The following is a 21,176-nucleotide window of genomic DNA, read 5'->3' as shown; positions in this document are numbered from 1 at the left end:
CGCCGGCCCGCTCCGGGAACGGGTCCGACGGCCTCGGGCGGCGCGCTTAGAGCACCGGCAGGTTCTTCCGCAGCTCGAACGCGGTGACCTCGCTGCGGTACTCCTCCCACTCCTGCTTCTTGTTGCGCAGGAAGAAGTCGTAGACGTGTTCGCCCAGGGTCTCGGCGACCAGTTCCGAGCGTTCCATCAGGGCGATCGCCTCGCCGAGGTTCTGCGGAAGGGGCTCGATGCCCATGGCGCGGCGCTCGGCGTCGGAGAGGGCCCACACGTCGTCGTCGGCGCCCGGCGGGAGCTCGTAGCCCTCCTCGATGCCCTTGAGGCCGGCGGCCAGCAGGACGGCGTAGGTCAGGTAGGGGTTGGCTCCGGAGTCGATCGAGCGGACCTCGACGCGGGCCGAGCCGGTCTTGCCGGGCTTGTACATCGGGACCCGGATGAGGGCCGAGCGGTTGTTGTGGCCCCAGCAGATGTACGAGGGGGCCTCGCCGCCGGCGCCCGCGGTGCGCTCGGAGCCGCCCCAGATGCGCTTGTAGGAGTTGACCCACTGGTTCGTCACCGCGGAGATCTCCGCCGCGTGCTTGAGCAGGCCCGCGATGAAGGAGCGGCCGACCTTGGAGAGCTGGTACTCGGAGCCGGACTCGTAGAACGCGTTGCGGTCGCCCTCGAAGAGGGAGAGGTGGGTGTGCATGCCCGAGCCGGGGTACTCCGAGAACGGCTTCGGCATGAACGTCGCGTTGACCCCCTGCTCCAGCGCGACCTGCTTCATGACCAGGCGGAACGTCATGATGTTGTCGGCCGTGGAGAGCGCGTCCGCGTACCGCAGGTCGATCTCCTGCTGGCCGGGGGCACCCTCGTGGTGGCTGAACTCGACCGAGATGCCCATGGATTCGAGCATGGTGATCGCCTGGCGGCGGAAGTCCATGCCGACGTTCTGCGGGGTGTGGTCGAAGTAGCCGGAGTTGTCGGCCGGGGTGGGGCGCGAGCCGTCCAGCGGCTTGTCCTTGAGCAGGAAGAACTCGATCTCGGGGTGGGTGTAGAAGGTGAAGCCGAGGTCGGAGGTCTTGGCGAGGGCGCGCTTGAGGACGTAGCGCGGGTCGGCGAAGGACGGCGAGCCGTCGGGCATCAGGATGTCGCAGAACATGCGGGCGGTGCCGGGGGCCTCGGCGCGCCACGGCAGGACCTGGAAGGTGCCCGGGTCCGGCTTGGCGATCATGTCGGACTCGTAGACACGCGCGAAGCCCTCGATCGCGGAGCCGTCGAAGCCGATGCCCTCGTCGAAGGCCTGCTCCAGCTCGGCCGGGGCCACGGCCACCGACTTCAGGAAGCCGAGAACGTCCGTGAACCACAGGCGTACGAACCGGATGTCGCGCTCCTCCAAGGTACGGAGCACGAATTCCTGCTGCTTGTCCATCTTCCGTTTCCACCCATCCTTGCTGGTCAGGCCGCCTGCTCCCACGCCCGCGGGCGCCATCGGGGGGACCTCGAAAAGAAACCGTAAAAGGGCCTGGTCACATCCCACCACACGCCCGTTTCGAGCGCGTTGCCGACCATGATCGTCATTGACCGGCCGGTGTCGCACTCATAGTGCCTGCTGGACCCCCTTTGGCCATAGTGCCTGCCGTTCGCCGTGACCACGACAGCGGGCCCGGGCCGCGTGCCGTGCGCGTGCTCCCGCGACTCCGCGTTCCCCACTACGATCAGCGGGCCAGCCCCGTCTCACTCCTTTTCTCATAAGGACTTGCCATGGGATCCGCCAAGAACACCTCCACGCCCTCCGCCCCGGACCGCAGGGAGCGCATAGAGGGGATGCGCCGCGCCGAGCGCGCCCGCGCCCGGCGCGGCCGGATCGCCGTCATCTCGGTGAGCACCGTCGTCGTGGCCGCCCTCATAGGAGTGGGCGCGTGGGCGGTGACCCGGGGCGGGGACTCCGACGAGGGGTCCGACGCGAAGGCGCCCGCGAAGTCCGCCGGGCACTTCACGTACGCGGCCGACGGCGTGGGCACCTGGAGCGGCCGGCTCACCCGCAATCACGTCGGGGGCAAGCCGAGCTACCCGATGAACCCGCCGGTCGGCGGTGACCACAACCAGGTGTGGATGAACTGCGACGGCGACGTATACGAAAAGCCCCTCGCCAAGGAGCACGCGGTGCACTCCCTGGAGCACGGCGCCGTCTGGGTGACGTACAACGACAAGGCCGCGGCGGCGGACGTCAAGGCGCTGGCGGCGAAGGTCGGGCAGACGCCGTACACGCTGATGAGCCCGATCGAGGACCAGAAGGACCCGATCATGCTGAGCGCCTGGGGCCACCAGCGCACGGTGAAGTCCGCGAGCGACCCGGCGGCGGCCAAGTTCTTCGCGGCCTTCGTGCAGGGCAAGCAGACGCCGGAGCAGGGCGCGCCCTGTACGGGCGGGCTGGGCCGGTGAGGCGCCGCACCGGATGGCTGGTGTCGGCCGGGGCGGCGCTGGCCGTCACGGCGGGCGCCGTCACCTACGCGGCGGCCGACGGGGACGGCGGGCCGAAGGACCTGAAGGTGCCCGCGGCCGAGTCGGCGGACGCCGGGTTCGCCCGTGACATGTCCGTGCACCACCAGCAGGCGGTCGAGATGGCGTACATCGTGCGCGACGCGACCCGCGACGAGGACGTGCGCCGGCTCGCCTACGACATCGCGCAGACGCAGGCCAACCAGCGCGGCATGATGCTCGGCTGGCTCGATCTGTGGGAGCTGCCGAAGGTCTCGGAGAAGGGCCCGATGGCCTGGATGGGCATGGCCGACATGCCGGCCGGCGAGGACGGCGCGCTGATGCCGGGCATGGCGACCGACACCCAGCTCGGCCAACTCCGCGGGGCGCGGGGCAAGTCGGCCGAGGTGATGTTCCTGCGGCTGATGATCGCCCACCACCGGGGCGGGGTGCACATGGCCGAGGGCTGCGTCGAGCGGTGCGAGGTCGGGGCCGAACGGCGGCTGGCGCGCGGGATGGTGGCGGCCCAGCGGTCCGAGATCGATCTCATGACGGCGATGCTCAAGGAGCGCGGCGCCCGGCCGTGAGTCCAAATCGGTTCATCTCACCCCGAGTTGAACCGACTTGACGCCTTCTTGATCGATCCATTCCCCCCGCGTGAACGGTTCGTGACGAGAGTGGGACCCCTCTGCGTGTGCATTACACGTGCACCTCACCCAGGGGGTTTCCATGAGATCCATCAGCGGCATACGCCGCAACCGCACCGGTCTCGCCATCGCAGCGACACTGCCACTGGTCGCCGGCGCGCTCGTGCTCGCCGGTCCGGCGGACGCCGCGACTCCGCGCGACAGCCTCGCCGGCACCAGGCCGACGTGGGCGACCGACTCCGCGGACCAGGGCGCCACCGCGAACGGCAACAAGGTCACCGCGCGGGTGTACCTGGCCGGGCGGGACGCCAAGGGGCTGGCCGCGTACGCGAAGGCGGTCTCCGACCCGGCGTCGGCCTCGTACGGCAAGTACCTGAGCGCCGCTCAGGCGCAGGCCCGCTTCGGTGCGACCAAGGAGCAGGTCTCCGAGGTCACGCAGTGGCTGAAGGACTCCGGTCTGACGGTCACCGGCACCACCGCGCACTACCTCACCGTCTCGGGTGACGTGGCCGCCGCCGAGCGCGCCTTCGGCACCCAGCTGCACAACTACGCCAAGGGCAAGCACACGTACCGCGCCCCCTCCGGCACCGCCTCCGTGCCGGCCGGGCTGGACGGCGCCGTGCTCACCGTGACGGGTCTGGACAGCGCCCCGCACAAGGCGGCCAAGAAGGACGAACTGCCGCCGCCGGACGCGGTGTTCCGCAACGCGGGGCCGTTCTCCTCGTACTACGGCTCGAAGACCGCCTCGACGCTGCCGAAGGCCTACGGCCAGAAGATCCCGTACGCCGTCAAGGGCTACACGGGCAAGCAGCTGCGCGCCGCCTACGGCGCGGGCAAGGCGACCGGCAAGGGGGTCCGGGTCGCCATCACGGACGCGTACGCCTCGCCGTACATCGAGAAGGACGCGAAGCGGTACGCCGCCAAGAACGGTGACGCGCCGTACACGAAGGGCCAGTTCAAGCAGGTCCTGCCGGCGGACTACACCAAGACCGAGGAGTGCGGCGCCGCCGGCTGGTACGGCGAGGAGACCCTCGACGTCGAGGCCGTGCACGCGCTGGCCCCGCAGGCGGGCATCACCTACGTCGGCGCGTCGTCCTGCTACGACGACGACCTGCTGGACTCGCTCCAGAAGGTCGTCGACAAGCACCTGGCCGACATCGTCTCCAACTCGTGGGGCGACATCGAGGCCAACCAGACGCCCGAACTGGCCGCCGCCTACGACCAGGTGTTCCAGCTCGGCGCGATCGAGGGCATCGGCTTCTACTTCTCCTCCGGCGACAACGGCGACGAGGTCGCCAACACCGGGACGAAGCAGGTCGACACGCCCGCCAACTCGGCGTGGGTGACCGCGGTCGGCGGTACCTCGCTGGCCGTCGGCAAGCACGACAGGTACCAGTTCGAGACCGGCTGGGGCACCCTGAAGGCGAACCTGTCGGCGGACGGCAAGAGCTGGACCGACTTCCCGGGCGCCTACACCTCCGGCGCGGGCGGCGGCACCAGCAGGACCGTCGCGGAGCCCTTCTACCAGAAGGGCGTCGTGCCGAAGGCGCTGTCCTCGGCCAACGGCGGCAGCAACCGCGTCGTCCCCGACATCTCGGCCGTCGCGGACCCCAACACCGGCTTCCTGGTGGGCCAGACGCAGACGCTGCCCGACGGCTCGCTCGGTTACGACCAGTACCGCATCGGCGGTACGTCGCTGGCGGCTCCGGTGATCGCGGGCGTCCAGGCGCTCGCGCAGCAGACGCGGGGCGGCCGGGCCATCGGCTTCGCCAACCCGGCGATCTACGACCACTACGGTTCGCGGATCTACCACGACGTGACGGACAAGCCGACCGGCAAGGACCTCGCGGTGGCCCGCGTGGACTTCGCCAACGGCTTCGACGCCGCCGACGGCCTGCTCACCTCCGTGCGCAGCCTGGGCAAGGACGCCTCGCTGAAGGCGGTCCGCGGCTACGACGACGTCACCGGGGTCGGCTCGCCGGCGCCGGGCTACGTCTCGTCGTTCCGCCGCCACTGATCCGGGCGGTCCGCCGGCACCACGTCGGCGGCCCGTGCCCGCGGCAGCGGCCCGGTGGGAGCCGGTCGCGCCGTTCCCCGCCCCTCCCGGGGCGCGGGGGACGGCGCGCGACGCCCCCGCCGGGCCGCTGCCGTTCGGCCCCGGAGAGCCGGGGCGGGGCCCGGGTCAGCCGGGGACGGACTCCGCCTCGGCCGTCACCGCGGCGCTGCCCGCCACCAGCCGTCCCGCGCGGCCGGGCGCCCGGCGCCGGTCGACCGCGAAGGCGACCGCCGCCACGGCGAGGCCCAGCACGGCGAGGGCCGCGCCGGCCGGCGCAGGCCCATCATCAGGAACTCAGTGGTGCCGATGCCGAAAGGTATACCTGCCCCAAGTGACGTTCCGCGTCCAAGAGCAGTTCCGAGAACAGCTCTCCCTCAATGTGCATCGGAGGCAGCGGGGTCAGCCCCTCGTAAGGAGGGACGCCGGGTTCGTCGGCAAGACGGTCCATGATCCGTTCCCACGTGCCGTTCTTGGCCCACCGACGCCAGTACGTCTTGACGGACTCATTGTTTCCGAACTCCTCGGGCAGCTCCGGCCAGCGGCAGCCCGTACGGGCCTTGTAGAGCAGCCCACCGAGGATCTGCCGTGCCGTCAGCTTGCGATAGGCCCGGTCCTCGGCGATCTCTCGCACCCTGGCCCATGCCTGATCGGTCAGATGGGGCACCGAACGCCCCTGACTGGCGAACCACTTCAGCAGCGAACAGCGGGCGCCGGAGCGCACCGGCTCCGGGTTCGCCAGCACCGTGACCTTGACCTTCAGGACGGCGAAGAACACCTTCCGCTGTGCGTCCTCCAGAGTGTCCAGACGCCCCTTGGCCTGGGCGGCAAGGCGACGCATACTGTCCACCCGCTCTTCGACAACCAGGGCCTCCTTCTGCCACGCCTCGGCCTCCGCCCGCTGCTTCTCCAGGTCAGCGAGAACGCCTTCTAGGGGCAGGACGGCCTTCGCTGCGGCGTCCACAGCCTCACCCCGGCTCATGCCGCGACGGATGGCACGGGCCACGGCGGCACCCTCCGTCGCCGCGATGATGTCGTTCTGCTCCTCGATCTGCTGGTCCAGCCCGGCGATACGCGCCGGGTAGTCGACCTTCGACTTCTCGGCCGTGCCCAGCCACTTGCGAACCAACGCTTCCAGACGCTCCGCGTCGCCCAGGAAGTCGGCCACCTCCCGCCACACGCGCTGCTCAGCCGCCGACGCGCCGAGTACTGCACAGGAGCAGATGGGCCCGCCCGGGAAGCGGGGGTCCTTCATCTTGCACCGGTAGTAACGGACGTCGGAGCCCTTGCGCCCGAAGCCGGTGTAGATCGAGCCGCAAGGGCTCACGATCCGCTTGGAGAGGGTGTACACCCCATGTGACACGGCCGGCGCCCTGGTGACCATGGAGAGTTCGGCCACAGCCCGCAGCTCCTTCACCTCGGCGGGGGTGAAGATGCGGGGAAGCTGAATGGTGACGGTCTCGCCGTACAGGGGACGGCCGTCGGCGTCGACCTTGACACCGCGCTTGCGATGGACCCGGGAAGGGTTGCGCCAGATCAGACGGCCCTCCAGCAGGTCGTCGTTCAGAATCTTGTCGAAGAACGTCTGCACGCTCCACGGATTGCCGGAGCGGTTGAACTTGCGCTCCGCATTCAGCTGAACGACCGTCTTTCGCTTGTCGCCCTTGTACTCGATGAACAACTGCCGCCCTCGGCGCAGGACACAGCCTTCGTGCGGAGCCTCGCACTTCTCCGGCTCCTCGCCCTCGGCGCATTCGTCGACCACGAGCCGGGATTCGCCCACCTTGCCCTGGTTTTCGATGCGATAGCCGTAACGGACCTTGCCGCCCGTGTAGCCGCCCTCTTCAGCCTTGTCTTGGATGCCGCCCTGAGTGCGCTTACGGATCTTCACGAGTTCCTTGAACGACTCGTTGGCCTTGTCCAGCATCCGAGTCCGGCCGGACTCCGTGGAAGTATCGAGATCTTCTTCGACCACGGCGACGAAGATGCCCAGGTCTTCCAGCTCCCAGTACCAGCGGAAGAACGCCCGGTCCTCCCGCCCGATGGCCCGGGTTTCCTCCACCACCACCATGTCGAAGGGCCGCGGCTCCTGATGGGCAAGCTCCATCAGCTTCTTGGCGTCCCACCGCTCCTGCCAGGACAGAGTCCCCGACTTGGCTTCGTCGGTGAAGGTGTCGACGTGCACCCAGCCCTTCTTTTTGATGTATCGGGCGGTGCTCTTGCCGGTGTAGGAGATGCCGTACCCCTTCACCTGCTCCTCCGTAGACACGCGCAGGTAGTCAACAGCGCGCAGCACCTGGGGTCGGGTGGTCTTCTCGATGACGTCGAGGGCACCTGTGAGAGCCTTGGTCATGTCAGTCCCTTCGCGACTGGCCGGACGGCCTGCGCCGTCCGGGCCCCGGGAGTGTTAGCCGCACCCCGGGGTCACTCATTCGCCCGCATCATGCCGCTTGGTCACCCGGCTGTGGCGCAAAGAGCATTTACAACACCCAAGCGAGTGCAGCGGAGTTGGACTCTTCGGTCACAGTCCACGTACGAGTGACCTTCGGCTCCGGATCGTCCTTGAAGTGCTCTCACAGCCACTCCCTCACTCCCCCCCCGGGCCTTCGCGTCGTGCGCCTGCATGGTGTTCCTTGCGGGCCCGTGTACGTCGAAACGACGATCGAGTCCCGCATCCTGGCCCGGGTCACGAACACCCCCACCTCCATCACTGAAGAGTGGCCTCGGGCCGGACCCAACGCTGGACGACACCGGTCAGGGCCTCCACGGCCACGTCGAGACCCTTGTAGCCGGTGCACAGGCTAAGAATCGGCATCAGGCCGCCCTTTCCCGCTGATGCAGCCCAGGTAGTGGCCTCAGGACTCACAGCACGTACCTCAGTCGCAGTTCAAGCCAGGTGCGGGTGGGCAGAGGCCATGTGGGCCGCGCCCTATACGTCACTCTCGCACTGCGCTCCGCACCACTGGCAGAACCAGGGCCCGTTCGTCAGAGTGGCCAGGCGGTGAATCAGCTTGCGGATCATGGCTCCGCAATCAGGGGTGCGGGGTCGCCCGGCCCTACCGGGTCGTCGTGGATCGCCAGGGGCCCGCCCTTGGCGGCACAGGACGCCTGGACGTCGCAGATGGAGCAGTCCGAGGGGTCGGCGGTCCAGTCGCCGGCCTGCACCCGCTCCCACGCCTTGCCGTAGCTCTCGCCGACGACCTCGGGCGTGTACTCGGTCCTGTCGTAGACCCGGCCGACGGTGCCCTGCGGTTCATGAAGGGGCCCCGAGATCCACGGCCAGGCCGTACTTCGCGCGCGTGAGCGCGCTGTAGGTGCCGAACTGGGCCGGGGACTTCGGCAGCCTCTTGCCGCTCTTCAGGTCCACGACGATGCGGTTGTCGAACATGTCGTCGTGGAAGATCAGGTCAACGTAGCCCTTGCTCTCGACCGGGCAGCCGGCCGGACGCCCGACCTCGTCCGGCTCGATGGCCGGTTCGCCATGCCGATGGTTCGCCAGACGTCGGTAGGCTCCTTCTGGGAACGGCCCCGATCCCTCAGGACCAGCGCTCGTACTGGTCCAGGCCGCCGTACTCCTCGCCCAGCGTGTCCCGGCGACACTGCGTCAGCACGGGGCATCCGGCGCAGATCTCCTTGCCCTGGTCCCACTTCTTCTGCGTTCCGGCACCGGGCGGCCGGCTGGCCATGCCGCCCTCGGCGAAGAACAGCTGCCAGTCCTCTGCCTGGCAGGCGTGTTGCGGCCACCAGGGCCGCCGCACGTCGAACAGAACAGTCGTCCCCGGCCCCACAGGGTCCCGGCCAGGACGCCGACCGCGGCGGCGACGATGACCACGGCGGTGTTCCATCGGGTCCACCGGAACAGCTCCAGGCAGATGCGGTCGGCGATGCGCTCGCCCACGTCTCACCTCCAGTGCGGCACCCCGCACACGACGAAGGCCGCCACGAGGGCGGCCCGAATGATCAGCTTCTGTGGTCTGCGCATGGGCGTCTCAGTGGTCCAGGCATGGGAAGGGCTTGCCGCAGATCGAGTACCTGCCCCTTCGCGGCTCCTCGCTCTCGTAGCGCGCCGGCTCCTTTTGCAGGCGCTCGTTCTCCTTGACCAGCCGATAGCCCGCCTGGCTGCGGCCGGCGGTCAGCCCGGCCTTCCAGGCCGGTTCGGTCATCGCCCCTCCATACAAAAGACCCCCGGACGATCCGGGGGTCTCGCGTTTGCGCTGGTCAGGAAGACAGAACCATCTGGAACGCAAACCTCACTCGGCTACCCGACGCCGAAGGCGCCCACGGACAGCGCGAGCAGGGCGAGGGGCATGAGGGATCTTCCCGGGTGCTGGAGGGGGCGGAACTCGTAAGTTTACCGGCGGAACAAAGTCGGCCGCAGCGAGTATTCCGGCCCGGCGGGACGGTGCCTCACGAGGGGGGCGTCCGCGCCGCGGGCGCCCCGGGTCACACGCGGACGCGCGCCGCGATCGGCAGGTGGTCGCTGCCCGTCCTCGGCAGCGTCCACGACGACACCGGCTCGACGCCCCTGACCATGATCTGGTCGATCCGCGCCATCGGGAACCCGGCCGGCCAGCTGAAGCCGAAGCCGCTGCCCGCCGCGCCCTGGGTGGAGCGCATCTGGGAGGTGACGGGGCTCAGGGCGCGGTCGTTCATCGTGCCGTTGAGGTCGCCGAGCAGGATGACCTTGCCGAGCGGCTCGTCGGCGATGGCCTCGCCCAGCGCGTCGGCGCTCTTGTCGCGCTCGCTGGCCGTGAACCCGGAGTCGAGCTTGACCCGGACCGACGGCATGTGGGCGACGTAGACGGCGACCCTGCCCTCGGGCGTCGCCACCGTGGTGCGCAGGGCGCGCGTCCAGCCGAGCTTGATGTCGACGGGCGCGGTGGCGGAGAGCGGGTACTTGCTCCACAGTCCGACGGTGCCCGCGACCGCGTGGTACGGATACGTCGGCGCGAGGGCCTTCTTGTACGTCGGCAGGTCGTCGCCCGCCAGCTCCTCCAGGGCGACGACCTCGGCGCCCGAGGCGGCGACGTCCCTGGCCGTGCCGGTCGGGTCGGGGTTGTCCGCGTTCACGTTGTGGGTGGCGACCGTGAGGTCACCGCCGCTCTCCTGCTTGTCGGTGAGCAGCCCGCCGAAGACGCTGAACCACACGATCACCGGGACGAGCACCGCGATCACCGCGGTCGCCGACCTGCGGACGAGCGCGAGGACCAGCAGGACCGGGACGAACAGCCCCAGCCACGGCAGGAAGGTCTCGGTCAACGAACCGAGGTTGCCGATGGTGTTGGGGATCTGCGCGTGGAAGAGCATGACCAGGGCGACCAGCACCGCGACGACCGCCAGCACGATGCCGCGCCGCCAGTACCCGCGATCGTGTCGCAGCCGCTCCCCGAGGCGCCGCAACCGGGCACCCGGCCCCTGTCGCCCGGATCCCTCGGCGGCCCCGCCGTCGTACGCCTGCGCCATGCCTTCGTCGCCTCACTGCCTGCCGTGCCCGCCGTTCTCGCCCGTCCGACCCTAGGCGATGCGCGGCGGCTTTCCGTCCCGTCACACCCCTCGGGGGGCGGTTCGATGACGTCCGTACTGCCACGAGGACGAGCGGGGCGGCATGCGGAGTTCCGCTCATGGAGGTTTGCGAACCGGTCTGTGACGAAACCTGCACATTCGCCGGGCACTTCACCCGGCCGGGCCCCCGCGGGCCGTGGGATCGGGCCGCGGCCCCCGCGCCGTCAGTCCGGCGAGGACCGTGTCGACGATGCGCTCGGAGAGGTCGGCGGCGAGCGGCGCGTCGGCGCGCAGCATGGAGCGCAGCAGCATCGGGCCGGTGAACAGGTCCCCGGACAGCTCGATGTCGATGCCGGCCGGGAGTTCGCCCCGGGCGACGCCGCGCCGCAGGACGTCGCACAGGAGCTCGCGCCGGGGCTGCACGACGACCGCGTGGTACGCGTCCCAGAGCTTCGGCAGGGTCTTCATCTGCGCGAAGACGTTGTGGAGCAGGGCCGAGGTGCGCAGGTTGAGGCCGCGCCTGCGCATGTGCTCCAGGAGCCGGACCAGGTCGTCGCGGAGCGAGGTGCCGGGCAGGTCGGGGTCGGGCTCCTCGATGGAGGCGACCACGTCGACGAAGAGCGCCTCCCTGCCGGACCAGCGCCGGTAGATGGTCGCCTTGCCGACTCCGGCGGTGCGGGCGATGCGCTCGATGGACAGTTCGGCGAGCGGCACGCCCTCCTCCAGGAGCCGGACGACACCCTCGACGATGGCCAGTTCGACGGCCTCGCTGCGCGGACGCCCGCGGGCGGGTGCCGGGGCGGCCACGGGGTCCGGAGCGGCTACGGCGTCCGGGGACGCGGAGGTCGGGACCGCGGGAGCCGGCGCCGGGGTGTCCCGGGCCGGGGTCCGGGTGCCCGGCGGCGGGCGTCGGGCCGCCCGACGCGTGCCGCGCCCCGTACCGACGCCCTCCATGCTTCCCACGCTCTCCACCTCGCGCATCGTCCGCCCCGCACCGCGCTGCGGCCCGGAGTGCGGCCCGCCGACCGGAACGCCGTGCTCCGGGCGGGCCCGGGGCGATTGTCTCAGCGCCGCCCGCCCCGGCGCACCCGGCTCAGCCGCCCGCGCCGACCTTCTCCGTCTCGTCGCTGCGGGCGGCGGGCGCGGCGGGCGGCCGGCCCGGCAGGAAGAGCCCGGTGACCACGGCGCTCAGCAGGGCGATGCCCGCACCCCACAGCGCGGTGACGTGCATGGCGTGCAGGAACGCGTCGTCGGCCGCGCCGACCAGGCTCTGGGCGCGCGGCCCGATCTTCTCGGCGACGCCGAGGGTGGCCTCGATGGACCCGCCCGCGGCGTCCCGCAGCCCCGGCGGCAGCAGGGCGAGTCCGTCGGTGTGGCTCTCCAGCCCGTTGCGGTACGTGGTCGAGAGCACGGAGCCGAGCACGGCGATGCCGAGCGCGCCGCCGACCTGCCGGAAGGTGTTGCTCAGGGCGGAGGCGGAGCCCGCCTTCTCGCGCGGCAGCGCCTGCATGATGACGACGCTGGTCGGCGTCATCACGTGCGCCATCCCCGTGCCCATGAGGAAGAAGACGACCTCCAGGAGCCAGATCGGGGTGTCCGCGTCCAGGACGGTGAAGGCGGCGAGCATCCCGGCGAGCAGCACCAGGCCGCCCGTGGTGGTGGCCTTCACGCCGATCCTGTCGACGACGATCCGGGCCCGCGGCGCGAAGATCAGCTGGGCCACGGCGAGCGGCAGCATCAGGGCGCCGGTCTGGAGGGGCGAGTAGCCGCGCACGCTCTGCGTGTAGAAGACGGAGAAGAACGTGACGCCCATCAGCGCGAAGAAGACGAGGGCGATCGCGGCGATGGCGGCGGAGAAGACCTTGTTCCTGAAGTAGTCGACGTCGATCGAGGGGTGGTCGCTGCGCTTCTCGTAGAGCACGAACGCGGCGAGGACGACGAGCCCCGCGGCGATCGTGGCGAGGACCTCGGGCCCGGTGAAGTCGCCCTCGTCGCCGCCCTTGATGATCCCGTAGACCAGCAGGACCAGGCCGACGATGGACAGCGCGACGCCGATCAGGTCGATGCGGCCCGGCCGGGGGTCCTTGGAGTCGGGCACGAGCGCGAGCATCAGGACGACGGCGAGGATCACGATGGGCACGTTCACCAGGAAGACCGAGCCCCACCAGAAGTGGTCGAGGAGCAGTCCGCCGGTGATCGGCCCGATGGCGATGGCGAGGCCGACGCCGCCGGCCCAGATGCCGATGGCCTTCGGCTGCTCCTCGCGCTCGAAGACGTTCATCAGCACGGCGAGGGTGGCCGGCATGACGAAGGCGGCGCCGAGGCCCATCGCGGCGCGGAACGCGATGAGCTGGGCCGGCGAGCCGGACTCGGCGGCGAGCGCGGAGCCGATGCCGAACACCACGAGTCCCCCGATGAGGACCTTCTTGCGCCCGAGGCGGTCACCGAGGAGTCCGGCGGTGAAGAGCAGCCCGGCGAAGACGAGGGTGTATGCGTTGATCGCCCACTCCAGCTCGCTCTGCGTGGCGCCGAGGCCGGTGGGCGCGGGGGTCGAGATCGTCTTGATCGCGACGTTCAGGATGGAGTTGTCGAGCACGACGATCAGCAGGCTCAGCATGAGCACGCCGAGGATCGCCCAGCGACGGCGATGCACGGCCTCCGGTATCCGGGGGGCCGCGGGAGCGGCGGGAGTGGTCATGTCCCGACCCTAGACTCGTTTCGATACGGACCCGTCTCGTATTGAAAGTATCCGGGCGAAGCCCTTACCCGGCCTTTACGCGGAAGGGTTTCGGGCCGGCGGAGGGCGGTGCGGGCGGCCTCTGGCGCGACGGCGACGCCGGGTGCGACCATGGAGGGGATCCGGGGACGCCGTCAGGGCGCCTCGAGACGACGTCTTTGAAGGAGCGGTTGCGATGACGCAACACACAGCACTCCAGGCTGCCCGGGAGCAGTCCTCCGACAGCAGCGGTACGGGTTCCGGGGCCTCCGGCGACCCGAAGGCGCTGTACGGAGGCACCAGCACCCGGCGCATCACGGTGCGGGACATCTCGCTCGCCAAGGAGCGCGGCGAGAAGTGGCCGATGCTGACCGCGTACGACGCGATGACGGCCTCGGTCTTCGACGAGTCCGGCATCCCCGTGATGCTGGTCGGCGACTCGGCGGGCAACTGCCACCTCGGCTACGACACGACGGTGCCGGTCACCCTGGATCAGATGATCATGCTGTCGGCGGCGGTGGTGCGCGGCACGTCGCGCGCGATGATCGTCGGCGACCTGCCGTTCGGCTCCTACCAGGAGAGCCCGACGCAGGCGCTGCGGTCGGCGATGCGCCTGGTCAAGGAGGCCGGGGTCGGGGCCGTGAAGCTGGAGGGCGGCGAGCGCTCGCACAGCCAGATCAAGCTCCTCACCGAGGCCGGCATCCCGGTCATGGCGCACATCGGGCTGACCCCGCAGTCGGTCAACACGCAGGGGTACCGCGTGCAGGGCCGGGGCGAGGAGGCGGCGCAGCAGCTGCTGCGGGACGCGAAGGCGGTGCAGGACGCGGGCGCGTTCGCGGTCGTCCTGGAGCTGGTGCCGGCGGAGCTGGCGGCCGAGGTGACGCGGATCCTCCAGATCCCCACGGTCGGGATCGGCGCCGGGCCGCAGACGGACGCGCAGGTCCTGGTCTGGACGGACGCGCTCGGGCTCACCGGGGGCCGGATGCCGCGCTTCGTGAAGACCTACGCCAATCTGCGTGCCGTGATGTCCGACGCGGCGAAGGCGTTTGCGGAGGACGTGGTTGGCGGAACGTTCCCTCTTGAGGAGCACTCCGTGCACTGACCCGCACCGGGCCCGGGCCACCCCGTGAACCGGCCCACCCCCTGATCCATCGCGGCACCAACGCGGCCCGCCGATCTTCCCCCGTCGGCGGGCCGCGGCCGTCCGCGCGAGGGCGGCCGGCCCCCGGTGGCCACGGGCGCGCCCACCGGCCACCGAGACCACCTACGGCGACCTGTCAGCGATATATCGGGGCTGTCGGTCGGCTGTCGGTGGATTGTCGGTGGGGGGTGACACCTTGAGGGCATGACGCGAAACGACAAGACCCCAGACGGTGGCCTCCAGGGCCGCCCGGTGGCCGTGTCCGTACGGGGACTGGCCAAGCACTACGGCGAGACCAAGGCTCTGGACGGCGTGGACCTGGACGTGCACGAAGGCACCGTGATGGGTGTCCTCGGGCCGAACGGCGCCGGCAAGACCACCCTCGTACGCTGCCTGTCCACCCTCATCACGCCCGACTCCGGCACGGCCGTGGTCGCCGGCTACGACACGGTGAAGCAGCCCCGGCAGCTGCGCCGCGTGATCGGCCTCACCGGCCAGTACGCCTCGGTCGACGAGAAGCTCTCCGGCCGCGAGAACCTGTACATGATCGGGCGGCTGCTCGACCTGTCCAAGAAGGAGGCGCGGACCCGGGCCGACAGCCTCCTGGAGCGCTTCTCGCTGACGGACGCCGCCACCCGCCCCGCGAAGACCTACTCCGGCGGCATGCGCCGCCGCCTCGACCTCGCGGCGTCGATGATCGGCCGCCCGCACGTGCTGTACCTGGACGAGCCGACGACCGGCCTCGACCCCCGCACCCGCAACGAGGTGTGGGACGAGGTCAAGAGCATGGTCCGCGAGGGCGTCACCGTCCTGCTGACCACCCAGTACATGGAGGAGGCCGAGCAGCTGGCCTCCGAGCTGACGGTCATCGACCGCGGCAAGGTGATCGCCGAGGGCGGCATCGAGGAGCTGAAGGCGAAGGTCGGCGGGCGCACCCTGCGCATCCGCCCGGCCGACCCGCTGGAGCTGCGCCCGCTCGCCCACGCCCTGGACGACCTGGGCATCACCGGCATCGCCACGACCACGGTGGACGCCGAGTCCGGCACCGTCCTGGTCCCCATCCTCAGCGACGAGCAGCTGACGGCCGTCGTCGGCGCGGTCACCGCGCGCGGCATCACCATCGGCTCGATCGCCACCGAACTGCCCAGCCTGGACGAGGTGTTCCTCTCCATCACCGGCCAGAAGGCCTCCGCCCCGCAGGACGCCAGGCCCGAACTCGCGGAGGTCGCCGTATGAGTACCGCCACCCTGACCCGCACGGCGCCCACCATCAAGGTCGACGCCGACCCCAAGATCGGCCTGCGCGGCCATCTGCGCCACACCGGCGCCCTGATCCGCCGCAATCTGCTGTGGATCAAGCAGGACCCGGAGTCGATGTTCGACGCCATCCTGATGCCGGTCGTCTTCACCCTGCTGTTCGTGTACGTCTTCGGCGGCTCCATCGGCTCCGCGATGGGCGGCGGCCAGGACGCCTACGTCCAGTACGTGATCCCGGGCATGGTCGCCATGATGTCGATGAACATCGCGCAGGGCGTCGGCACCGGCTTCAACGAGGACTTCCAGAAGGGCATCATGGACCGCTTCCGGTCCCTGCCCATCGGACGCGGCTCGGTGCTCGTCGCCAAGGTCGCCGTGGAGATGCTGCGCCTGCTGTGCGCCACCACCGTCCTGATGATCGTCGCGCTGCTCGTCGGCTTCGACATCACCAACTGGGCCGGACTGTTCGGCGCGATCGGCCTGACCGCGCTGTTCGGCTCCTCCCTGATGTGGATCTTCCTGGTGCTCGGCGTGACCATGAAGAGCGCGCAGGCCGTCCAGGCCATGGGCTTCCTGGTGATGATGCCGTTGCAGTTCGGCTCGTCGATCTTCGCGCCGACCCAGTCCATGCCGGGCTGGCTCCAGTCCTTCACGAGCTGGAACCCGATCTCGGCGCTCGCCGACACCTGCCGCGCCCTGATGACGGGCGGCCCGGTGGCCCACGACCTGTGGGTGACCCTCGCCTGGACGGCGGCGCTGACCGCGGTCATGGCACCGGTGGCGATCCGCAAGTTCACCACCAAGAACTGACCGGGCACCGCGCACCAGCGGTGCGTCAGTCGGTCGGATCGCGTCCCAGCAGGGCGGTGGCCTCCTCCACGGAGAGGCCGCCGCCCTCGGCGTGCTCCCGTACGTACGCGTCGTCGCCCAGCGCCGCGCGCGCGGCGCGCTCGGCCTTCTCCCGCGACTCCCCCTCCATGACGCTGCGCACGTGCCCGGGCGGCAGCGAGGCGTCCGAGGCGCCGATCAGCCGGGCGGCCGTCACCGCGTCGCCCGCGGCGCCGCGCAGGCTCAGGGCGTTCGCCGCGGTGAGCAGGTACAGCGCCCCCATGTGCGGTTCGAGCATCGAGGCCAGCGGGTCGTCGGCGACGGCGAGCGCCTGCGCGGACTTCGCCAGCGCGAGCCCGGGTTCGCCCTCCAGCAGGTCGAGCATGCCTTCGAGGCCGAGGAGCAGGGACCGGAAGAACAGCACCTCGGCGACCTTGAACTCGGCGCGCAGCTGCTCCAGGATCTCCCGCGCCTCCGCCGTGCGGTCCGTCGACGCGAGCCGGGTGAGCAGCATCATCCGGGCCGCGGGCCAGGCCTCGTTGTGGAACTTGCGGGCCGGGTCGAGGGTGTCGCGGAGCAGCTGCTCGCCGCGCTCGCCCTCGCCCTTCTCGATGAGCACGTTGCCGAGCCGCACGCGCAGGATCGCGACCTGCGCATGGGCGCCGACCTCCTCGGCGACCTCCTGGGCCCGGATGAAGTCGGCCGCCGCGGCGTCGTACCGGCCGAGCTTCTCGTGCGACTCGCCGCGCACCGACAGCGCCTCGGCCATCCCCCACTCGTCGCCGAGCCGGGTGAAGACGGCCAGCGACTCGTCGGCGTCGGCGAGGCCGTCCTCGGCGGTCTGGACGCGGTTGGCGCGCAGGTTGGCCCGCAGTTGCAGCATGTGGGCGAGTTCCCACTCGTAGCCGAGGGTCCGGCAGGTGCGCACGGTGCGCCCGCTGAGCTCCTCCATCCGTTCCCCCTGGCCCGACATCAGCACCGCGAAGTACCACAGGTGGCCGGGGGGACGGCAGGACTGCGGGAGGTCGGGGGCGAGGGTGGCGACGATGGTCTCCAGCCGGGCCCGGCCCTCGTCGCTCTGCCACATCTCCAGCTCCATGTCCATGTAGCCGAGCCGGGTCAGGTGCACCTCGCGGCGGGCCTGGTCGAGGAGGTCGCCGGTGAGCGGCGGCGGGACGTCGGTGCAGCGCTGGTAGAGCGGCGGGGCGGGGCGCGCGTCCGGGCCGAACGGGTCGGGGCCGAGCGCCGCCGCCTCCAGGCTCCAGGTCCGGGCGTCGGTGCGCAGGTCGCGCATCATCCAGAACCAGAGCAGGGACAGCACCAGGCTGAGCATCTCCTGCTCGTCGCGGGCGGCGGCGGCCCGGCGCAGGGCGGTGCGCAGGTTCTCGTAGTCGCGCTCGAACCGGGCGATGGCCGCGCGCTGGCCCGCGCCGCGCAGCAGCGGGTCGGTGGTGCGGGCGAGTTCGCGGTAGTACGTGAGGTGCGCGCGTTCGGCGGCGGCGCGGTCGGCGGCCTCGTCGAGCCGGTCGCCCGCGTACTCGGCGACGGTCTCCAGGAGGCGGTAGCGCATCTCTCCGCTGTCGTCGGGGGCGGCGACGACGAGGGACTTGTCGACGAGGGAGGACAGCGCGTCCAGCGCGTCCAGCGCGTCCAGCGCGTCGGGTCCGCAGACGGTCTCGGCGGCGGTCAGGTCGCAGCCGCCGCTGAACACGGAGAGCCGGGCGAGGACGGCGCGTTCGGGTGCGTCGAGCAGGTCCCAGGACCAGTCGACGACGGCGCGCAGGGTCTGCTGGCGGGGCAGCGCGGTGCGGGCGCCGTTGGTCAGCAGGCGGAACCGGTCGTCGAGGCGGTCGGCGATCTGGCGCGGGGTGAGCATGCGCAGCCGGGCCGCGGCCAGCTCGATGGCGAGCGGCAGCCCGTCGAGGCGGCGGCAGATCTCGGTGACGGCGGCCAGCGTCTCGGGCGACCGGTCCACGGTGAAGCCGGGGCGGACGGTGGCGCCGCGCTCGCCGAACAGGCGCAGTGCGTACGGCTGGGGCAGCGGTTCGACGGGGTACAGGACCTCGCCGGGCACGCCGAGGGGCTCGCGGCTGGTGGCGAGCACGGTCAGGCCGGGGCAGCGGGCGAGCAGGTGCTCGGCGAGGGCGGCGGCGGCCTCGATGACGTGCTCGCAGTTGTCGAGCACGACGATCATGCGGCGGTCGGCGCAGTGCTCCACGAGCCGGACCAGCGGGTCGTCGCCCTGCCGTTCCCCGGCGACGCGCAGCTCCTCGGCGCCGGCGCCGCGCAGCACGGTCTCGCGGGCGCCGAGCGCGCTGACGACGGCCTCGGGGACGGAGGCGGGGTCGCTGACGGGGGCCAGTTCGACGAGCCAGACGCCGTCCGGGGCCAGGCTGCGCGCGAGGCCCTCGGCGGCCTCCTGCGACAGCCGGGTCTTGCCCGCGCCGCCCGGGCCGAGCAGGGTCAGCAGCCGGGTGCGGGCCAGGTCCTCGCGGATGGTGTCGAGGTCGGACGCGCGGCCCACGAAGGAGGTGAGGCGGGCGCGCAGATTGCCGGGGGTGGCGGCTTCGGCGCGGACGGCGGCGGCCGGGTCGGGCCGCGGGCCGGCCGAGCCACCGGGGCCACCGGGGCCGCCCGGGTCGCCGGGGCCGTCAGGACCTGTCGGATCCAGCAGCTGGGCGTGCAGGGCACGGAGGGCGGCGCCGGGGTCGGTGCCCAGGCGGTCGGCGAGGACGCGGCGCACCCCGTCGTAGGCGGCCAGCGCCTCGGCGGTGCGGCCCGCGTCGCGCAGCGCGCGCAGCCGCAGCACCTGGAGGGCCTCGTCCAGCGGGTGCGCGTCGCACAGCGCGGTCAGCTCGGGCAGTGCCTCCTCGGCGCGGCCCAGGGCGAGCCGGGCGGCGAGCCGGGTGCGCCGGGCGTCCAGGTGGCGGCTGTCCCAGCGGGCGGCCCCGGCCACCCGGTCCGGCAGGTCGGCGAGGGCCGGACCGCGCCACAGCGCGAGCGCCTCGTCGAGCACTTCGGCGGCCTTGCCCGGGTCGCCGTCGGCGAGGGCGCGGGCGCCGTCGGCGGTCAGCCGCTCGAAGCGGAACAGGTCGATGTCGTCGGTGCCTGCCGCGAGCCGGTAGCCGCCCTCGTCGGAGGCGACGGCGGCGGCGCCGAGCACCCGGCGCAGCCGTCCCACGAGCGCCTGGAGCGCGCCCTGCGCGTCGGCGGGCGGGTCGGTGCCCCACACCTCGTCGACGAGCGTCGTGACCGGCACGGTCCGCCCCGGTCGCAGGGCGAGCACGGTGAGCAGGGCACGCAGCCGCGCCCCGCCGACGGGGACGGCCGAGCCGTCGTCGCGGAGTGCCTGGGTGGTGCCGAGCAGGCGATAGCGCACCGGCCCATTGTCCCCGCCCGCGCGCGCTCCGGCCGCCGGGTCCGCCCAGAGCGTGGAAAGCGGCCGGGGGCGCGGCGGAACTCCCGCGCCCGCGCGACGCGTTTCCCCCGTGGGGCGGGTACGTTCAGGCACGCCCCCCCGACCTCCGACCCGGGAGTCCCGCCCTCATGAGCACCGCCACATCCCGACGCGGCGACAGCAGGATCAGCCCCGTCTTCCTCGGCATCGCCGCGATCACGGCCGTGGCCGGGTGGGCGGTGTGGACGGGGTTCGCCTCGCAGCCCGGCTTCGCGGTCTTCCTGTTCGTGACCGGGGCGTGGATCGTCTCGCTGTGCCTGCACGAGTACGCGCACGCCCGCACCGCCCTGCACAGCGGCGACACCTCGGTCGGCGCGAAGGGCTATCTGACCCTGAACCCGCTGAAGTACACGCACGCGCTGCTCAGCATCGTGCTGCCGGTCCTCTTCGTGATCATGGGCGGCATCGGTCTGCCGGGCGGCGCGGTCTTCATCGAGCGGGGCCGCGTCCGGGGACGCTGGAAGCACAGCCTGATCTCGGCGGCGGGCCCGCTGACGAACGTGCTGTTCGCGCTCGTGTGCACCGCCCCGTTCTGGCTGGACCTGCTGGACGGCGTGCCGGACACCTTCCGCTACGCGCTGGCCTTCCTGGCACTGCTCCAGGTGACGGCGGCGATCCTGAACTTCCTGCCGGTGCCGGGCCTGGACGGCTACGGCGTCCTGGAGCCCTGGCTGTCGTACAGGACGAGGAGGCAGCTGGAGCCGTTCGGGCAGTTCGGCCTGATCGCCGTGTTCGCGCTGCTGTGGATCCCGTCGGTGAACCATGTGTTCTTCGACGTGGTGGACGCGCTGCTGCGCGCGCTCGGGGTGAACGGAGGGGACACCTACTGGGGGCAGCGCCTCTACCGCTTCTGGGAGGGCACCCCGGAGATCCCGGTGTTCAGCCAGTAGGGGCGCTCCGCGCCTTCTCGGCCTTGGCCCTGCGGGCGTAGAACCAGGTCATGTTCGAGGTGACGCCCGCGATGAGCACCCACACGATCCCGAGGAAACTGCCCTGGACGAAGGAGACCACGGCCGCCACGACGGCGAGCAGGCAGACGACGAGAGCGAAGAGTGCGATGCGGGGCATGGGGTCGGCTCCAATACACGGCTGGTGTTCGCCGACCAGTGTCCCCCATGC

The 21,176-nt window shown here is 71.3% G+C and carries 18 protein-coding genes; 7 read left to right on the top strand and 11 right to left on the bottom strand.

The genetic code is table 11. The features are described 5' to 3' along the window. Positions 1-46 precede the first annotated feature (46 nt). Positions 47-1,408 (bottom strand): glutamine synthetase family protein, encoded by a 1,362-nt coding sequence (locus ACIP5K_RS07880; RefSeq protein WP_399062743.1) that lies wholly within the window; start codon positions 1,406-1,408, stop codon positions 47-49. Between the two features lie 332 nt (positions 1,409-1,740). Between ACIP5K_RS07880 and ACIP5K_RS07875 the strand changes: the two genes are divergently transcribed. The 3 genes from ACIP5K_RS07875 to ACIP5K_RS07865 all read left to right on the top strand — a co-directional run bounded on the left by ACIP5K_RS07875 (position 1,741) and on the right by ACIP5K_RS07865 (position 5,121). Then, positions 1,741-2,421, top strand: coding sequence for a DUF3105 domain-containing protein (locus tag ACIP5K_RS07875; protein ID WP_401406422.1), 681 nt, complete (start codon positions 1,741-1,743; stop codon positions 2,419-2,421). Beyond that, the gene (locus ACIP5K_RS07870) at positions 2,418-3,044 is read left to right on the top strand and encodes a DUF305 domain-containing protein (protein ID WP_401406419.1); all 627 of its coding nucleotides are present in this window, start codon (positions 2,418-2,420) and stop codon (positions 3,042-3,044) included. Before ACIP5K_RS07875 ends, ACIP5K_RS07870 begins: the two co-directional genes overlap by 4 nt. A gap of 142 nt (positions 3,045-3,186) precedes the next feature. Further along, on the top strand, positions 3,187-5,121 hold the full coding sequence (locus tag ACIP5K_RS07865) for a protease pro-enzyme activation domain-containing protein (protein WP_401406416.1): 1,935 nt from the start codon (positions 3,187-3,189) through the stop codon (positions 5,119-5,121). Between the two features lie 165 nt (positions 5,122-5,286). Here ACIP5K_RS07865 and ACIP5K_RS07860 read toward each other — a convergent pair whose 3' ends face one another. From ACIP5K_RS07860 to ACIP5K_RS07825, 8 genes are all read right to left on the bottom strand, one after another. Continuing rightward, complete coding sequence (locus tag ACIP5K_RS07860; protein ID WP_401406413.1) at positions 5,287-5,412, bottom strand: hypothetical protein; 126 nt, start codon at positions 5,410-5,412, stop codon at positions 5,287-5,289. 34 nt (positions 5,413-5,446) lie between these two features. Next, the gene (locus ACIP5K_RS07855; RefSeq protein WP_401406410.1) at positions 5,447-7,510 is read right to left on the bottom strand and encodes a recombinase family protein; all 2,064 of its coding nucleotides are present in this window, start codon (positions 7,508-7,510) and stop codon (positions 5,447-5,449) included. 900 nt (positions 7,511-8,410) lie between these two features. Then, positions 8,411-8,545: a hypothetical protein gene (locus ACIP5K_RS07850; RefSeq protein WP_401406403.1), complete on the bottom strand. Its 135-nt coding sequence runs from the start codon at positions 8,543-8,545 to the stop codon at positions 8,411-8,413. A 148-nt stretch (positions 8,546-8,693) separates the two neighbouring features. After that, positions 8,694-8,915: a WhiB family transcriptional regulator gene (locus ACIP5K_RS07845; protein WP_401406400.1), complete on the bottom strand. Its 222-nt coding sequence runs from the start codon at positions 8,913-8,915 to the stop codon at positions 8,694-8,696. Positions 8,916-9,146: 231 nt separating this feature from the next. After that, positions 9,147-9,320, bottom strand: coding sequence for a hypothetical protein (locus ACIP5K_RS07840; protein ID WP_401406397.1), 174 nt, complete (start codon positions 9,318-9,320; stop codon positions 9,147-9,149). A gap of 280 nt (positions 9,321-9,600) precedes the next feature. Continuing rightward, complete coding sequence (locus ACIP5K_RS07835) at positions 9,601-10,620, bottom strand: endonuclease/exonuclease/phosphatase family protein (protein WP_401406394.1); 1,020 nt, start codon at positions 10,618-10,620, stop codon at positions 9,601-9,603. Positions 10,621-10,830: 210 nt separating this feature from the next. Continuing rightward, positions 10,831-11,622, bottom strand: a complete 792-nt coding sequence (locus tag ACIP5K_RS07830) for a TetR/AcrR family transcriptional regulator (RefSeq protein WP_401406391.1) — start codon at positions 11,620-11,622, stop codon at positions 10,831-10,833. A 130-nt stretch (positions 11,623-11,752) separates the two neighbouring features. Further along, positions 11,753-13,357, bottom strand: coding sequence for a DHA2 family efflux MFS transporter permease subunit (locus tag ACIP5K_RS07825; RefSeq protein ID WP_401406388.1), 1,605 nt, complete (start codon positions 13,355-13,357; stop codon positions 11,753-11,755). Positions 13,358-13,571: 214 nt separating this feature from the next. Between ACIP5K_RS07825 and panB the strand changes: the two genes are divergently transcribed. The 3 genes from panB (at position 13,572) to ACIP5K_RS07810 (ending at position 16,582) form a co-directional block, all read left to right on the top strand. Continuing rightward, entirely contained in the window at positions 13,572-14,477 is a 906-nt protein-coding gene (gene panB, locus ACIP5K_RS07820; protein ID WP_401406385.1) for a 3-methyl-2-oxobutanoate hydroxymethyltransferase, read from the top strand. Between the two features lie 243 nt (positions 14,478-14,720). Further along, a complete protein-coding gene (locus ACIP5K_RS07815; RefSeq protein ID WP_401406382.1) occupies positions 14,721-15,752 on the top strand; it encodes an ATP-binding cassette domain-containing protein in 1,032 nt (343 codons plus the stop codon). Continuing rightward, positions 15,749-16,582, top strand: coding sequence for an ABC transporter permease (locus ACIP5K_RS07810; protein WP_401406379.1), 834 nt, complete (start codon positions 15,749-15,751; stop codon positions 16,580-16,582). Before ACIP5K_RS07815 ends, ACIP5K_RS07810 begins: the two co-directional genes overlap by 4 nt. A 25-nt stretch (positions 16,583-16,607) precedes the next feature. On the opposite strand, the gene ACIP5K_RS07805 is transcribed toward ACIP5K_RS07810, so the two are convergent. Beyond that, a complete protein-coding gene (locus ACIP5K_RS07805; RefSeq protein ID WP_401406376.1) occupies positions 16,608-19,979 on the bottom strand; it encodes an AfsR/SARP family transcriptional regulator in 3,372 nt (1,123 codons plus the stop codon). Between the two features lie 167 nt (positions 19,980-20,146). Between ACIP5K_RS07805 and ACIP5K_RS07800 the strand changes: the two genes are divergently transcribed. Then, the gene (locus ACIP5K_RS07800) at positions 20,147-20,947 is read left to right on the top strand and encodes a site-2 protease family protein (protein ID WP_401406373.1); all 801 of its coding nucleotides are present in this window, start codon (positions 20,147-20,149) and stop codon (positions 20,945-20,947) included. Here the strand turns inward: ACIP5K_RS07800 and ACIP5K_RS07795 are convergent. Continuing rightward, entirely contained in the window at positions 20,937-21,125 is a 189-nt protein-coding gene (locus ACIP5K_RS07795) for a hypothetical protein (protein WP_401406370.1), read from the bottom strand. The genes ACIP5K_RS07800 and ACIP5K_RS07795 overlap by 11 nt on opposite strands. Positions 21,126-21,176 lie beyond the last annotated feature (51 nt).

Source organism: Streptomyces sp. NPDC088785 (genome assembly GCF_044750685.1).
GTDB lineage: Bacteria > Actinomycetota > Actinomycetes > Streptomycetales > Streptomycetaceae > Streptomyces.
This window is presented reverse-complemented; position numbering and strand designations above follow the sequence as displayed.

Coding starts and splice junctions, on each gene's coding strand:
- ACIP5K_RS07825 (WP_401406388.1), bottom strand. CDS start 13,357: ATGACCACTCCCGCCGCTCCCGCGGCCCCCCGGATACCGGAGGCCGTG.
- ACIP5K_RS07850 (WP_401406403.1), bottom strand. CDS start 8,545: ATGTTCGACAACCGCATCGTCGTGGACCTGAAGAGCGGCAAGAGGCTG.
- ACIP5K_RS07810 (WP_401406379.1), top strand. CDS start 15,749: ATGAGTACCGCCACCCTGACCCGCACGGCGCCCACCATCAAGGTCGAC.
- ACIP5K_RS07875 (WP_401406422.1), top strand. CDS start 1,741: ATGGGATCCGCCAAGAACACCTCCACGCCCTCCGCCCCGGACCGCAGG.
- ACIP5K_RS07840 (WP_401406397.1), bottom strand. CDS start 9,320: ATGACCGAACCGGCCTGGAAGGCCGGGCTGACCGCCGGCCGCAGCCAG.
- ACIP5K_RS07835 (WP_401406394.1), bottom strand. CDS start 10,620: ATGGCGCAGGCGTACGACGGCGGGGCCGCCGAGGGATCCGGGCGACAG.
- ACIP5K_RS07815 (WP_401406382.1), top strand. CDS start 14,721: ATGACGCGAAACGACAAGACCCCAGACGGTGGCCTCCAGGGCCGCCCG.
- panB (WP_401406385.1), top strand. CDS start 13,572: ATGACGCAACACACAGCACTCCAGGCTGCCCGGGAGCAGTCCTCCGAC.
- ACIP5K_RS07795 (WP_401406370.1), bottom strand. CDS start 21,125: ATGCCCCGCATCGCACTCTTCGCTCTCGTCGTCTGCCTGCTCGCCGTC.
- ACIP5K_RS07855 (WP_401406410.1), bottom strand. CDS start 7,510: ATGACCAAGGCTCTCACAGGTGCCCTCGACGTCATCGAGAAGACCACC.
- ACIP5K_RS07800 (WP_401406373.1), top strand. CDS start 20,147: ATGAGCACCGCCACATCCCGACGCGGCGACAGCAGGATCAGCCCCGTC.
- ACIP5K_RS07880 (WP_399062743.1), bottom strand. CDS start 1,408: ATGGACAAGCAGCAGGAATTCGTGCTCCGTACCTTGGAGGAGCGCGAC.
- ACIP5K_RS07865 (WP_401406416.1), top strand. CDS start 3,187: ATGAGATCCATCAGCGGCATACGCCGCAACCGCACCGGTCTCGCCATC.